Below are 14,736 nucleotides of genomic sequence, written 5' to 3'. Positions count from 1 at the left end.
TTGCTGAGTGCAGGAGCAGACGCAGTGTTTATAGCAGCAAAGCCCGCGGTACGAAAGTAAAAGTTTAGCCAGAGAGTTTTCAGAGTTTAGAACGTTCGGCACGATTCGCCGAAACCAGTCATGCGCACGGGGAACTTCGCATCGAGGGCGAAGCCACCCGAAGAGATTCAGGGCGCAGTCAGAAGTAAACCCGGAGGGCTGCCCGTCAGCCTTCCACCCTTGCGAGTCGGTTCACCGGTCGTCATCCCTACGATGCCGGCGGATCGAGTCAAGAGGCCTCGAAGTCCGTTTCAGGAGAAAGCATGCCCAGCGAAATGCGCGCGATCCGCAGCCGTCTCGATTTTTCCAAAATCCCTACCTCCATCCAGATTCCGAACCTCATCGAGGTTCAGCGTCGCAGCTATGAGCGTTTCCTGCAGATGGACAAGCTTCCGCAGGAGCGCGAGGACAACGGCCTCCAGTCCGTCTTTACATCGGTATTTCCCATCACCGACTTTAGGAACGTCTCCGAACTCGAGTTCGTCGACTTCTCCATCGGTAACTGGGAGTGCAAGTGCGGCTACCTCAAGGGTCTCAACCACCTCCGCACGGCCTGCACCACATGCGGCCACATGGTCATCACCGACCCCTTCCACCCGGGCGACGTGCTCTGCAACTTCTGCGGAACCTACAACAAGAACACCCCTGACTTCTGCACCAAGTGCGGCGATCCCGTCGGCCTGCAGTTGAAGTACGACCAGGCAGAGTGCGAAGAGCGCGGCATGACCTACTCGGCCCCGCTCAAGGTCACCATCCGCCTCAAGATCTACGACAAGGACCCAGAGACCGGCGTCAAGAGCCTGCGCGACATGAAGGAGCAGGAAGTCTTCTTCGGCGACATCCCGCTCATGAGTCAGAACGGCACCTTCATCGTCAACGGCACGGAACGCGTCATCGTCTCGCAGCTCCACCGTTCGCCCGGCGTCTTCTTCGAGACGGCGAACAACCGCAGCTACTTCCTCGGAAAGATCATTCCGTACCGCGGTTCGTGGGTCGAGTTCGAGTACGACCAGAAGAACACCCTCTACGTCCGCATCGATCGCAAGCGCAAGTTCCTCGGAACCATCTTCCTCCGCGCCCTCGGTCTGCGCACCGATGAGGAGATCCTCAAGACCTTCTACACGGTCGACACGATCAACGTGAAGGAAGGCAAGCTGAGCTGGAACGTCGCCGCCGATGGCACGCTGACCAACCTGCTCGGAACCCGTCCCGCCCAGGCCGTCACGGCCAACGGAGCGGATGTTGCCGTTGCCGGCCGCAAGATCTCGGCCAGCACGCTCAAGGCCCTGCGCGCGCAGGCTGTCGCCTCGGTTGACGTCGAGACCAGCGAGTTCGACGGCGCGATGACGGCATCCGATGTCGTCGACATGTCCACCGGCGAGCTTCTCTACGAGGCCAACCAGGAACTGACCGCCGACAAGCTGCACAAGATCATCCAGTCCGGCGTCACCAGCTTCGAGGTCTTCTTCCCCGAGCGCGACGATGTGGGCAACATCATCACCAACACCCTTCGCCGCGACTCCGTGCGCAAGCCGGAAGAGGCGCTGATCGAGATCTACCGCAAGCTGCGTCCCGGCGACCCACCGACGCTCGACACCGCGACCGCGCTCTTCGAGGGCATGTTCTTCGATCCGCGCAAGTATGACTTCTCGCGCGTCGGCCGTCTCAAGTTCAACATCAAGCTGTACGAGAACCAGGATCCCGCGGGCCTCGACAAGCGCACGTTGACCCCCGAGGACTTCTACGGCACGATCCGCTACCTGCTCAAGCTGCGCAAGAACATCGGCATGGTCGATGACATCGATCACCTTGGCAACCGCCGCGTCCGCGCCGTCGGCGAACTGATGGAGAATCAGTTCCGCATCGGTCTCGTTCGCATGGAGCGCGCGATCAAGGAGAAGATGTCGGTCTACCAGGAGATGTCGACGGCGATGCCGCACGACCTCATCAACGCCAAGCCCGTCATGGCCGCGATCCGCGAGTTCTTCGGTTCGTCGCAGCTCTCGCAGTTCATGGATCAGACCAACCCTCTCTCGGAGATCACGCACAAGCGGCGCCTCTCCGCCCTTGGGCCTGGTGGTCTCTCCCGTGAGCGCGCAGGCTTCGAAGTCCGCGACGTTCACCCGACCCACTACGGACGTATCTGCCCGATCGAGACCCCGGAAGGTCCGAACATCGGTCTTATCTCGTCGCTCTCCTGCTTTGCCCGTATCAACGAGTACGGCTTCATCGAGAGCCCGTACCGCCGCGTGAAGGACGGTGTAGTCCTCGACTACGTCGCCGTCTCGAACGCCGGTGAGTCCGGTCTGCGCCAGGGTGACTACCTCGAAGTGGGTGAGTCGAAGGTTCTGAACGAGAAGCTGAAGTCCGAAGGCAAGCGCACGATGGATCTGGAGCCCTTCAGCTTCTATCTCTCGGCGTGGGAAGAGGATCGCCACACGATCGCACAGGCCAACATCGAACTCGATGCCGACCTGAAGATCGTGCAGGATATCGTCGATGCCCGCCGCCAGGGCAACTTCGTCCTCGTCTCCAAAGCTGACGTGGACTACGTCGACGTCTCGCCCAAGCAGCTTGTCTCGGTCGCCGCTTCGCTCGTGCCGTTCCTTGAGCACGATGACGCGAACCGCGCCCTCATGGGTGCGAACATGCAGCGCCAGTCGGTGCCGTTGCTCGTCGCGGAAGCGCCGTTCGTCGGTACCGGTATGGAAGGCGTCACCGCCCGCGACTCGGGCGCCGTCATCCTGGCCAAGCGCAACGGTATCGTCGATTCGGTCGACTCCGAGCGCATCATCATCCGCGTCGAAGGCGAGCATCACCCCACGCAGCTCTCGCGTGAGGTTGGTTCGGACATCTACCAGCTCACCAAGTTCAAGCGCTCCAACCAGAACACCTGCATCAACCAGAAGCCGATCGTCCGCAAGGGTGACCGTGTTCTCAAGGGTGCGGTGATCGCGGACGGACCATGCACCGAGCAGGGCGAACTCGGCCTCGGCCGTAACGTGCTCGTCGCCTTCATGCCGTGGCGCGGTTACAACTTCGAGGACGCGATCCTCATCTCGGAGAAGCTGGTCCGCGAGGACTACTACACCTCGATCCACATCGAGGAGTTCGAGATCGAAGCCCGCGACACGAAGCTTGGACCGGAAGAGATCACGCGCGATATCCCGAACGTCTCTGAGCACGCTCTGCGTGATCTCGATGAGTCCGGAATCATCCGCATCGGCGCGAAGATCGGTCACAACGACATCCTCGTCGGCAAGGTCACGCCGAAGGGTGAAACGCAGCTCACGCCGGAAGAGAAGCTTCTCCGGGCCATCTTCGGCGAAAAGGCCGGCGATGTGCGCGACGCGTCGCTGACGTGCCCTCCGGGCATCGAAGGCACCGTCGTCGACGTCCGCATCTTCTCCCGCAAGGGCCAGGAGAAGGACGAGCGCGCCAAGCAGATCGAGCAGGAGATGGTCGAGAAGCTCGAGCGCAACCTTGCCGATGAGATCCGCATTCTCACCGACGAGCGCCTCAAGCGTCTCGAAGCCATTCTCGGCAACCGCGAGGTTCTCGCCGACCTTCACGATGAGCGCACCAACAAGCGTCTCCTCTCGAAGGGCGAGGTTCTCGATCGCGACATGATCGAGCTCATCAGCACCCGTAACCTCAAGCGCATTCGCTACGCTGACAAGGATCCCCGCGTCAACGAGCAGATCGATGAGATCGAGGAGATGACCTCGCGCCAGATCGACGTGCTCCGCAAGATCACGAACGAGAAGATCGGCAAGATGCAGAAGGGCGACGAGCTCAGCCCAGGCGTCATCAAGATGGTGAAGGTCTACATCGCGATGAAGCGCAAGCTGTCGGTCGGCGACAAGATGGCCGGCCGTCACGGCAACAAGGGTGTCATCGCCCGCATTCTGCCCGAGGAGGATATGCCGTACCTCCCGGATGGAACGCCTGTCGAGATCGTCCTGAACCCGCTCGGCGTGCCTTCGCGTATGAACGTCGGACAGATCCTCGAGACGCACCTTGGCTGGGCTGCCCATGAGCTCGGCGCACAGGTTGCGGCAGCCGCTGCCGAGATGGAGTCGGCCAACGAAGTCCGCGAGCTCTTCAAGGCGCGCTTCGCTGGAACCGCCGCTCTGAACCAGCTTCTCGACCTCGACGACGAGCAGACGATGCGCGTCGCCGCGGGCATGAAGCGCGGTATCTGGTTCGGCACGGCAGTCTTCGACGGCGCACGCGAGACGGAGATCAAGGCGCTTCTGAAGTCGGCTGGTCTTCCCAGCTCGGGCAAGACGCCGCTCCACGACGGTATGCTCGGCGAAGAGTTCGAGCAGCCCGCCACGGTCGGCTACATCTACATGCTCAAGCTGTCGCACCTTGTCGACGACAAGATCCACGCCCGCTCGATCGGACCGTACTCCCTCATCACCCAGCAGCCGCTTGGTGGTAAGGCCCAGTTCGGCGGACAGCGCTTCGGTGAGATGGAAGTCTGGGCGCTCGAAGCTTACGGCGCGGCTTACATCCTCCAGGAGCTGCTCACCGCGAAGTCCGATGACGTCTTCGGCCGCACCAAGATCTACGAGGCCATCGTCAAGGGCGAGGCGGCGATCGAACCCGGCGTGCCGGAGTCGTTCAACGTGCTCATCCGCGAACTGCAGTCCCTCTGCCTTGATGTCGAGCTCATCAAGCAGGCCGACCAGAAGAAGGTCGCTCTGCCCAGCATCGCCGCGGCCGACTAAGCCGCAACGCAATCCCCGCAGCCCCCGTGGCGCGTATCTCCTGAATGAGGCTCACGCTCAACGTTCAACGAGAGACGCCACGGGCGGCGGCACAGAATAGAAGCAGGCGTGGGCCTAACAACCTACGCCCGGCAGAAGTAAAGCAACCGCATCATCGACCCGCAGCCAACCCGCTGCACCACGGAGACCGATCTATGTTTCGCTCCAGCCCCTTTGAACTGACCGGCCCTATCGCCGACTTCGACGCCATCAAGATTCAGCTCGCCAGCCCCGAGAAGATTCGCAGCTGGTCGCATGGCGAAGTGACCAAGCCTGAAACCATCAACTACCGTACCTTCAAGCCCGAACGCGATGGCCTCTTCTGCGCCCGCATCTTCGGACCCATCACTGACTGGGAGTGCCTCTGCGGCAAGTACAAGCGCATGAAGCACCGCGGCGTCATCTGCGACAAGTGCGGCGTCGAAGTCACCCTCTCGAAGGTCCGCCGCGAGCGCCTCGGACACATCGAGCTCGCCAGCCCCTGCTCGCACGTCTGGTTCTTCAAGGGCCTCCCGTCGCGTATCGGTCACCTGCTCGACATCTCGCTGCGTGAGCTTGAAGCCGTCCTCTACTTCGAGTCGTACGTCGTCGTCGATCCAGGCGACGCGCCCGTCAAGGAGCGCGAGGTCATCAAGGACGAGACCAAGTTCCGTGAGCTCGACCAGCAGTACCGCCCCTCCGGCTTCAAGGCCATGATGGGCGCGGAAGCGATCAAGGAACTGCTCAAGCGCGTCGAGATCCAGGAGCTTTCGGTCGAACTGCGCGAGCGCATGAAGACCGAGACCTCGCTCCAGAAGAAGCTCAAGTACTCGAAGCGCCTGAAGATCGTCGAGGCCTTCCGCAAGTCCGACAACCTGCCCCAGTGGATGATCCTCGATGTGATCCCGGTCATCCCGCCGGAACTTCGTCCGCTTGTTCCGCTCGACGGCGGCCGCTTCGCCACGTCCGATCTCAACGACCTCTACCGTCGCGTGATCAACCGTAACAACCGCCTCAAGAAGCTCATGGACCTCCACGCTCCTGAGGTCATCGTCCGTAACGAGAAGCGCATGCTGCAGGAAGCCGTCGACGCTCTGTTCGACAACGGCCGCCGTGGCCGCGTTCTCCGTGGCGCGAACAACCGTCCGCTCAAGTCGCTCTCCGACACCCTCAAGGGCAAGCAGGGCCGCTTCCGTCAGAACCTCCTCGGCAAGCGCGTCGATTACTCCGGCCGTTCGGTCATCGTCGTCGGTCCCGAGCTGAAGCTGCACCAGTGCGGTCTTCCCAAGAAGATGGCGCTCGAGCTCTTCAAGCCCTTTATCTATCACCGCCTCGAGCAGACCGGGCACTGCACGACCATCAAGCAGGCGAAGGAAATGGTCGAGATGCAGGAGCCCATCGTCTGGGACATCCTCGAAGAGGTCATCAAGGATCACCCTGTCCTGCTGAACCGCGCCCCGACGCTCCACCGCCTTGGCATCCAGGCGTTTGAGCCGGTGCTCGTCGAAGGCAAGGCGATCAAGATCCATCCGCTCGTCTGCACCGCCTTCAACGCCGACTTCGATGGCGATCAGATGGCCGTACACATTCCGCTCTCGCCCGAAGCGCAGATCGAAGCCTCGGTCCTGATGCTCGCGTCGCACAATATCCTCTCGCCCGCGTCCGGTCAGCCGATCACGGTGCCGACGCAGGATCTCGTCCTCGGCCTCTACTACCTCACGAAGGCCAAGGTCGGAGCCAAGGGTGAAGGACGCGTCTTCGCCAACATCGAAGAGGTCTTCATGGCTCTCGAAGCGAAGGCTGTCGAGACCCTGACCCCGATTCGTCTGCGCTACACCGGTCAGGTTCTTGACATGACCACCGCGTACGACGATCAGGACCTCACCCACACCGAGCCAGTCGAGTTCGCGAAGCAGTTCATCTCGACGACCGTCGGCCGCGCCATCCTGAACGACTCCCTCCCCGAGGGCATGCCGTACGTCAACGGCCTGCTCAAGAAGAAGGGCATCGGCCAACTCATCAACTACCTCTACCTGAACCTCGGTCTCGAGACCACGGTGAAGGCGCTCGATCGCATCAAGGATCTCGGCTTCCGCTATGCCACCAAGTCCGGCCTCTCGGTCGGCCTCGATGACATGGTCATTCCGGATTCGAAGTACACCGTCGTCTCCGACGCCGAGAAGCAGGTCATCAACGTCCAGCAGCAGTACCTTGACGGTGCCATCACCAACGGTGAGCGCAACAACAAGGTCATCCAGCTCTGGTCGAGCGTCACCGAGCGCGTCGCCGACGAGATGTTCTCGAACATGAAGAAGGCGGACAAGGAAGGAGCCATGAACCCGATCTACATCATGGCCGACTCCGGTGCGCGTGGTTCGAAACAGCAGATTCGTCAGCTCTCCGGTATGCGCGGACTGATGGCGAAGCCCTCCGGTGAAATCATCGAAACCCCCATCACGGCGAACTTCCGTGAAGGCCTCACCGTCCTCCAGTACTTCATCTCGACTCACGGTGCCCGTAAGGGGCTTGCGGATACGGCGCTCAAGACCGCCGACTCCGGATACCTCACGCGCCGCCTCGTCGACGTGGCCCAGGACGTCATCATCTCCGACTACGACTGCGGCACCGTCGAAGGCATCTACGTCATGCCCATCATCGAAGCCGGCGAGACCATCGAGCCCCTCCGCGACCGTATCATCGGCCGCGTGTCGCTCGAGAAGCTCAAGGACTTCGAAGGCAAGACGATCGTCGATATCAACCAGGAGATCGACGAGGATCGCGCCTCTGCCGTCCAGGCAGCCGGTATCGAGAAGGTGAAGATCCGTTCGGTGCTCACCTGCGAGTCCAAGCGTGGATGCTGCATCCTCTGCTACGGCCGTAACCTCGGCTCCGGCAAGATGGTCGAGATGGGCGAAGCGGTCGGAGTCATCGCCGCGCAGTCCATCGGCGAGCCCGGAACCCAGCTCACCATGCGTACCTTCCACATCGGCGGAACGGCATCGCGCGTCTCCGACGCCTCGCACCTCGAGGCCAAGAACGCCGGCTCCGTTCGCTTCATCAACCTCGTCACGGTTCGCGCCAAGTCGGGCGACCTGGTCGCGATGAACCGCAACGGTTCCATCGCCATCATCGATGACAAGGGCCGCGAGAAGGAGCGTTACGCGATCGTCTACGGCGCCAAGCTCAAGGTCGAAGACGGAGCCCAGGTCGTTCAGGGCGGAGTTCTCGGCGAGTGGGATCCCTACACGTTCTCGGTTCTCACCGAGATCGCCGGCACCGTCCAGTTCAAGGACCTGCAGGAAGGCGTCACGCTCAACGAGGAAGTCGACGAAGTCACCGGTCTGTCCCGCCTCGTCGTCGCCGATTCGAGCGACGAAAAGCGCCAGCCCGCAATCATCATCAAGAGCGCCCAGGGCAACAAGCGTTACCTGATGCCAAGCCGCGCTCACTTGATGGTTGTCGACGGAGACGAGCTCTACCCCGGCGACGTCCTCGCCAAGATCCCGCGCGAGACCACCCGCACCAAGGACATCACCGGCGGTCTGCCGCGTGTCGTCGAGTTGTTCGAGGCCCGCAAGCCCCGCGACCCGGCGATCATCTCGAAGATCGATGGCGTCGTCCGCTTCGGCGAAGTCTCCAAGGGTCAGCGCAAGGTCTACGTCACGGCGGACAACGGGCAGGAAGAAGAGTACTCGGTGCCCCGCGGTGTGTACGTCAACGTGCAGGAAGGCGAACGCCTCCGTGCCGGTGATGCGCTCATCGACGGACCCCGCAACCCGCACGACATTCTTGAAGTTCTCGGCGACCGCGCACTCCAGATGTACCTGGTCAACGAGATTCAGGAAGTCTATCGATTGCAGGGTGTGACCATCTCGGATAAGCACATCGAGACGATCGTTCGGCAGATGCTCCGCTGGGTCAAGGTCGAAGAGGTGGGTGACACCACGTTCCTCGTCGACCAGCAGACGGACCGCTTCCGCTTCAACGCCGAGAACCAGCGCGTTCTCATGTCGGGCGGACGCCCGGCGATCGGCCGCGCTCTCCTCCTCGGCATCACCAAGGCGTCGCTCTCGACCGACAGCTTCATCTCGGCCGCCAGCTTCCAGGAGACCACCCGCGTCCTCACCGAGGCTTCGATCAACGGATCGATCGATACCCTCCGCGGCCTCAAGGAAAACGTCATCGTCGGCCGCCTGATCCCCGCCGGAACCGGTATGGAGTACTACCGCAACGTCCAGCTCTCCCCCGAGCTCGAAGAAGCGGCAGCCCAGGTCCAGCAGGAAGTCACCGCAGCCATCGAAGCCGAAGAGCGCGAGCTCGAGCAGATGCGCATGGAAGGCGAACAGGAAGAACTCGCCGCCGAATAACTTCGCGTTATGGCGGAGAGCGCTTCGCGCAAAACCACTAACTACCGCAGCGAAGAATGGGCGGACTCGAAAGAGTCCGCCCATTTGTCTAGCTTGCATCCCTAGGACTTCGATGTGAGGTTTTTGGTGATTGCTTCGAATGCAATCGAGGGAACCCCAAGTGATTCTGAGTCCTTCTCAAGCAGCCCCGAGTCGCCAAAGTTTACGACTGCATCAACCAGCTTTCCAAAAATTAGATCTCGTTGCTCTGGAGTCTGCGTGGCTTCTACGAATGCGGCCATGCTGTTTGCGACGCGCCTGCGGTGATTGTTGAATTCACTCATGTGAAGATGTGCCCGGAGCATCTTGACACAGAATGTCGCGAAAGCACCGATTGCTGTCAACAGAGTGATCCTGATTGCGGTCAGATAGATTGCTTCCGGGATTGATGCAATATGACCCACAGACTTATCGGTGAAAACTGACGGAGGATTTCGATAGATTTGAAAAGCGAATTCTACGAAACATCCAAACGCCAGTAAGGCTAGTAACCCCCAAGCTGTGGCTTTCCGGGCCAAGGAGACGCTGGCTTGATCGAACTGATCTTGGGCGGCCCTTACGGAGAAACCCGTTGCAGTCTTGCGGGCATTCTCTTCAATTTTAGAAGCCTGTTTGGTTGCTTGTTCCGTAAGGCTAGAAACTATCGTTCGGATGGAATCTTCGCTTTGCGCCCTTGCTGCCTCAATTTTCGCGATCGCTGAGTTAGGCGCTTCGACCAATCCGCTCTTGTCCGTTACGAGCGCTGCAAAGTATGGCCAAACCTCACGGATCGCGTCCCATTGAGCAGCAAGAGGACCGCCAAACTCACTGCGTCGTGTGGCAAACTCCTCGCCCCTCAAACTAGCTATGTCATAGAGGGTGGTTAGATATTGTCGATACGCACTTGTCGCAGCCTCAAGGCGCTGTTGGCTGGATTCGGAAGCGACAGAGCTAATCGCACCGATTTCCTTCCGCACTTGAACAATCGCCTCAGCAAGTACCGGTAAGCCCAACGTCCCCAACTCGGGTTTCGTGACCTTACTAACATCGAGCCCGTCAACGTGTTCTATGAGGTCTCTAAATTCCGCGATCGACATTGGATGAGGCAAGGTAATACTCCTAACAAGTCTCGGTTGCCCAATCCTTTCATATCTCGAAATGAGCTCGGAGAACTTAATCTCCAAGGGATTCACGCTCAAATTTTCGAATTCGTGAGTCCCGACACCACCACCGGCGCACCATTCGGAAACTCCACAACAAGTGAAAGCCGCCCACCCATAGCCTCAACCGACCGCCGCAAAGTAGACAAGTGCAAATCCGTCCGCTTCTCAATCCGCGACACCTGCTCCTGCTTCACCCCAAGTGTCTTCGCCATCTCGGCCTGAGTAATCTTCCGCGCCTTGCGCAACTCACGCATCGTCATCTCTTCGGCGATAAGCAGCGCGGCCCGCTTTTCGATCTTCTCGCGCCGTTCCTTCGGAAGCACGTTCAACTTCTCCTGCAAGGTTTTCATGGTCTCCCCTTTCTCTTCTCCTGATCAGTCAGTCGCAGCCGCTCAAGGTGCCTCCCGTACCGTTCATCCACTTTGTCGATGAGGCGCTGGTAGAACTTCCTTTGGCTCACTCCAGACTTGTCTCCGGCCACAAGCACGATCGCCATGCGCTTTGGATCGAAGGCAAAAGCAACGCGCCAGACTCCATCGTCCGCCGCGAAGATCAGTTCCTTCATGTTGGCGTACCGCGAACCCTTGAGGGTATCGACGCGAGGCCGTCCAGCCTTCGGTCCAAACTCTTCGATCCACTTCGCCTGCGCGAAGAACTCATCTTGCACTTCCGTAGGCAGCGCCTCAAACTCAGCATCGAACTTAGCGCTGAAGACCACCGTCCATATGTCAAGATAATCCGCTCAGGAGCATATATCGTCAAGCCCGATGCTTTTCATTGACCCTGTGCGCTCCATTCTCTAACCTTGATCCATGAAGGTCAGCGCCCAGTACGCCGAAGTCCACTTTCCCGAACTGCTCGCTGCCGCGCGAAACGGGGAACTGGTCGAGATCGCTGACCCGGACAAGCCAACTCTCAGGCTCGTCGTCTCCGACCCTGCACCGGAACCTTTGAAGCGCTCCGGTCGCCGGATCCTCGGCGCGGGTGAACGAGAGATGCGCGTGCCCTCACTGGAAGAGTGGCAGGCCATGGACGCCGATCTTGAGCGCGAGATGTTCGACGCACCGCTGATGACCTCAGGCAAAGTGTGAGGCTTCTGCTCGATTCGAACGTTCTCCTATGGGCAATCTACTCGCGCGCTCATCTCACCGAACAAGTGAAGACCCTGCTCGCCGACGAAGAAAACGAACTCTGCGTCAGCCATGCAACGCTGTGGAAGCTGCTCAGCAAAATCGGCCGAAGCAAGCTACTTCTCGCTGGGACTTCCGTTCATGACGCGATGAGCAAAGTTCAAGACTTGGGCGTGACCTTCCTCCCCATCGATGAAGACCTCATTCTCGCTGCTGCGTCGCTTCCGCATCACAACAGCGACCCCTTCGATCGAATGCTCATCGCTCAGGCGGTGGCTGAGAAACTCCCAGTGCTCACCGCCGACGGACAATTCAGCCTTTTTGACGTCTCAGTCATCTGGTGAAGCCTTAAGTCCTTACGGTGTCAACTCCTCTGGTAGGCGAGTCAAACCGAGATAGACGGCCACGAGTGGAGCGCGCAAAATTTCTTGTCAAGCCCCCAAATGGCCTAACTCACTCATAACAAAGAGAAAAGTCGGTGTCCTTTTAGTTATGGTCAGCCCTCTACAATAGAAGTAGAAGAAAACTAACCGAAAAGATCGCAGACGGCCGGGCCCTATTCCGAGTGAACAAGGGCCAATAAGTCCTTTGTCTACTAATATTTGGAGGTAACCCTTTGTGAATGAGCAATTTGCGGACGCATGGCGCTTGCAACTTGTTGCAACGACAAGACTTACGCGCGGGCAATGGGGAGGGGGGGTGCCCCTCCCCATCACATGGGAAAGCTAGGCCTTCTTCTTACCTTTGCTCTTCTTCGGTTTGTCTGACTTCTCCGGTTTTTGTTCTTCGGTATCGCGATCCCCAACCATGTGCAGACGCATGAAGTTGGTCGCGCCGGAACGGGTTCGCGTTCCCGCAACGATTCCGACGACCTGCCGCTTCTGCACGAAGCCGAGATCTTCGAGGATCAACTCGGCCATGTTGACGAGCTTGTCGGTATCGCGAAAGCGGTCGCACAGGATCGGATAGGTTCCCCAGAGCATCATCGAGCGGTTGATGACCTTCTCGAACGGTGAGAGAGCAAAGATCGGAGGCTCAGGCCGGTACTTCGAAAGCAGGCGCGCTGTGCTTCCCGTTTCGGTAAAGATCGCAATCGCAGCCAGATCGAGATCCTGAGCCGAATGCGCCATGCACTCGCAGATCGTCTCCGCCACGGAAAGCTTGGCCGCGTGAGTGCGCGGCTTGCGCGACGGAGGGTCGATGCGGATCTGCTCTTCCGTCTCGGCCACGATCGTCGCCATCATCGCGACAGCATGAACCGGATACTTGCCTGCGGCGGTCTCGCCCGAGAGCATAACCGAATCCGTTCCGTCGTAGATCGCGTTCGCAACGTCCGAAACCTCGGCGCGCGTCGGGCGCGGATTCTCGATCATCGATTCGAGCATCTGCGTCGCCGTGATCACAGGCTTGCGATACTCGGCAGCGCGCCGGATGATGTGCTTCTGGATCGCCGGAACCTTCTCGGGCGGAACTTCCACGCCGAGATCGCCGCGCGCGACCATGATGCCATCCGCGACCTCGAGGATGCTGTCGAGATGCTCGATCGCCTGAGGCTTTTCGAGCTTCGCGATCACCCACGCGTCGGAGTTGCAGGCCGCGACGCGCGCCTTCACGTGCCGTACATCGTGCGCTGTGCGGACAAAGGAGACTGCAATCGTGTCCACGTTCTCGCCGAGCGCGAAGATGAGGTCTTCCTCATCCTTCTCGGTCAGCGAAGGAACCTTGACCGGGATTCCCGGAAGATTGATGCCCTTGTTCTCGCCGAGCGTTCCGCCGTTGATGATCTCGCAGACCACGTCCATCCCGCTCAAGCGGTCGACGCGAAGCTCGATCAACCCGTCCGAAAGCAGGATGCGCGCGCCGGGATCGAGGTTCTCCGCGAGCGTCAGGAACGTTGTTCCGACCATCTCGGCAGTCCCCGCGATCTCGCGCGGCGTGATCGTCAGCCGCTTGCCTGCCACGAGTTGCACCGGCTGGTGATCCTTCAGCTTGCCGGTGCGAATCTTTGGGCCCTGCAGGTCGGCGAGGATGCAGATGGGCTTACGCTCCTCCTTCGCCACCGTCCGCACCATGCGGATCAACTCCGACTTCTGCGCATGGCTTCCGTGCGAGAAGTTCAGACGCGCTACGTCGAGGCCCGCGCGGACCAGATCGCGAAAGACCCCGATGGTGCTACACGATGGCCCAAGGGTCGCAACGATCTTGGCCCGACGTGTGCGATTGAAAACAGCCAGATTTTCTTCCGTCGAAAAAGTGCTCATGTATGCTCGCTGCCAATCTTTCCAGCCATGCCGGACATGCGTCCGCATGGTCTTACCACCAAGTTTGCCCGCCGAAGGCAATTCTAATTGTGCGGAACCGTTCGTGCCGGGACACTCCCGGTGACAAGTAATGTTTTCTCGTGAAAGAACTGCGCGTTGAACTCCGCACCGGACAGAATGCTGAGCGAGATGATATACAGCCAGAACAGGAGCGCGATGCCGGCACCGAGCGAGCCGTAGACCTTTCCGTAGTTGGCAAAGCGCGTCACGTACCAGCCGAAGACGAGGGTTGTAAAGAACCACATTCCCGTCGCGACGACGGCTCCAGGCAGCGTCCTGTGCCACGCCTGACGCATCGGCGTCCCCATGTGGTAGATCAGCGCGATCACCCCCGTGCTGCCGAGCAGGGCGACGACCCAGCGGATCGCGAAGCCAAGGATCAGTACGAGCAGCTCGACCGTGTGCGAAAGATGCATCGCGAACCAGTGCGTGATGACGTGCCCGAAGACAAGGAGGATGCTCGCCGCCGTAAACGGCAGCAGGGACAGCGGAACCAGGCCGAACGCCCGGAAACGCCTCTGCCAGAAGCCCCAGCAATCGACTGGAAGGTCATGGGCGCGGCGAAAGCCTTCCATCAGCGTTACGATCACGCTCGATGCGCCGGTAAGGCTGACCAGGGCCGCGATGATAAGCGCACTGGTCGATTGCGGATCCGGGGTGCGCGTGAAGTACGTTTCAAGGACAGGCGTTACGTCCGGAGGCAGTACGCGCTCGAAGAAGTGCGCGACCTGAAGGCGAAGAGGAGCGGCGTGCGGAAGAAGCGGCGCGATCGCCGCCATCACGATCAGCGCAGGGAAGAGCGCGAAGATAGCGGAGTAGGCCGCAGACTGCGCCACGTTGAGGCAGTCATGCTCGACCACGCGCATGATCGTATGCCGGGCGACCGACGGCAGGCGCATGAAGTGCTTCATCCGCCACCACGGTAGCGGCCTGCCTGCCGTGCG

The 14,736-nt window shown here is 60.2% G+C and carries 9 protein-coding genes; 4 read left to right on the top strand and 5 right to left on the bottom strand.

The genetic code is table 11. The annotated features are described in order from the left end of the window. Positions 1-302: 302 nt before the first annotated feature. The gene (gene rpoB, locus GRAN_RS03230; protein WP_128911556.1) at positions 303-4,775 is read left to right on the top strand and encodes a DNA-directed RNA polymerase subunit beta; all 4,473 of its coding nucleotides are present in this window, start codon (positions 303-305) and stop codon (positions 4,773-4,775) included. Positions 4,776-4,969: 194 nt separating this feature from the next. Next, positions 4,970-9,160, top strand: a complete 4,191-nt coding sequence (gene rpoC, locus GRAN_RS03225) for a DNA-directed RNA polymerase subunit beta' (protein ID WP_128911555.1) — start codon at positions 4,970-4,972, stop codon at positions 9,158-9,160. A 101-nt stretch (positions 9,161-9,261) separates the two neighbouring features. Here the strand turns inward: rpoC and GRAN_RS03220 are convergent, their stop codons facing one another. The 3 genes from GRAN_RS03220 to GRAN_RS03210 form a co-directional block, all read right to left on the bottom strand. Continuing rightward, positions 9,262-10,287 (bottom strand): hypothetical protein, encoded by a 1,026-nt coding sequence (locus GRAN_RS03220; RefSeq protein WP_128911554.1) that lies wholly within the window; start codon positions 10,285-10,287, stop codon positions 9,262-9,264. An 86-nt stretch (positions 10,288-10,373) separates the two neighbouring features. Beyond that, entirely contained in the window at positions 10,374-10,691 is a 318-nt protein-coding gene (locus GRAN_RS03215) for a helix-turn-helix domain-containing protein (RefSeq protein ID WP_128911553.1), read from the bottom strand. Beyond that, positions 10,688-11,059 (bottom strand): type II toxin-antitoxin system RelE/ParE family toxin, encoded by a 372-nt coding sequence (locus GRAN_RS03210; protein WP_241654316.1) that lies wholly within the window; start codon positions 11,057-11,059, stop codon positions 10,688-10,690. Before GRAN_RS03210 ends, GRAN_RS03215 begins: the two co-directional genes overlap by 4 nt. Positions 11,060-11,153: 94 nt before the next feature. Here GRAN_RS03210 and GRAN_RS03205 point away from each other — a divergent pair, with 94 nt between their 5' ends. Both GRAN_RS03205 and GRAN_RS03200 read left to right on the top strand, forming a co-directional pair. Further along, positions 11,154-11,432, top strand: coding sequence for a hypothetical protein (locus tag GRAN_RS03205; protein ID WP_128911551.1), 279 nt, complete (start codon positions 11,154-11,156; stop codon positions 11,430-11,432). Beyond that, positions 11,429-11,815 carry a type II toxin-antitoxin system VapC family toxin gene (locus GRAN_RS03200; RefSeq protein ID WP_128911550.1) on the top strand — a complete coding sequence of 129 codons (387 nt, stop codon included), beginning with the start codon at positions 11,429-11,431 and terminating at the stop codon, positions 11,813-11,815. The genes GRAN_RS03205 and GRAN_RS03200 overlap by 4 nt, the downstream gene beginning before the upstream one ends. A 381-nt stretch (positions 11,816-12,196) precedes the next feature. Here GRAN_RS03200 and pyk read toward each other — a convergent pair whose 3' ends face one another. Both pyk and GRAN_RS03190 read right to left on the bottom strand, forming a co-directional pair. After that, entirely contained in the window at positions 12,197-13,732 is a 1,536-nt protein-coding gene (pyk, locus tag GRAN_RS03195) for a pyruvate kinase (protein ID WP_128911549.1), read from the bottom strand. Positions 13,733-13,815: 83 nt separating this feature from the next. Continuing rightward, the gene (locus tag GRAN_RS03190) at positions 13,816-14,691 is read right to left on the bottom strand and encodes a YihY/virulence factor BrkB family protein (RefSeq protein WP_241654314.1); all 876 of its coding nucleotides are present in this window, start codon (positions 14,689-14,691) and stop codon (positions 13,816-13,818) included. Positions 14,692-14,736: the final 45 nt, after the last annotated feature.

It is taken from the genome of Granulicella sibirica, from assembly GCF_004115155.1.
Taxonomy (GTDB): domain Bacteria; phylum Acidobacteriota; class Terriglobia; order Terriglobales; family Acidobacteriaceae; genus Edaphobacter; species Edaphobacter sibiricus.
The sequence above is the reverse complement of the archived record's forward strand: the minus strand, read 5'-3'. Positions and strand labels throughout refer to the sequence as shown.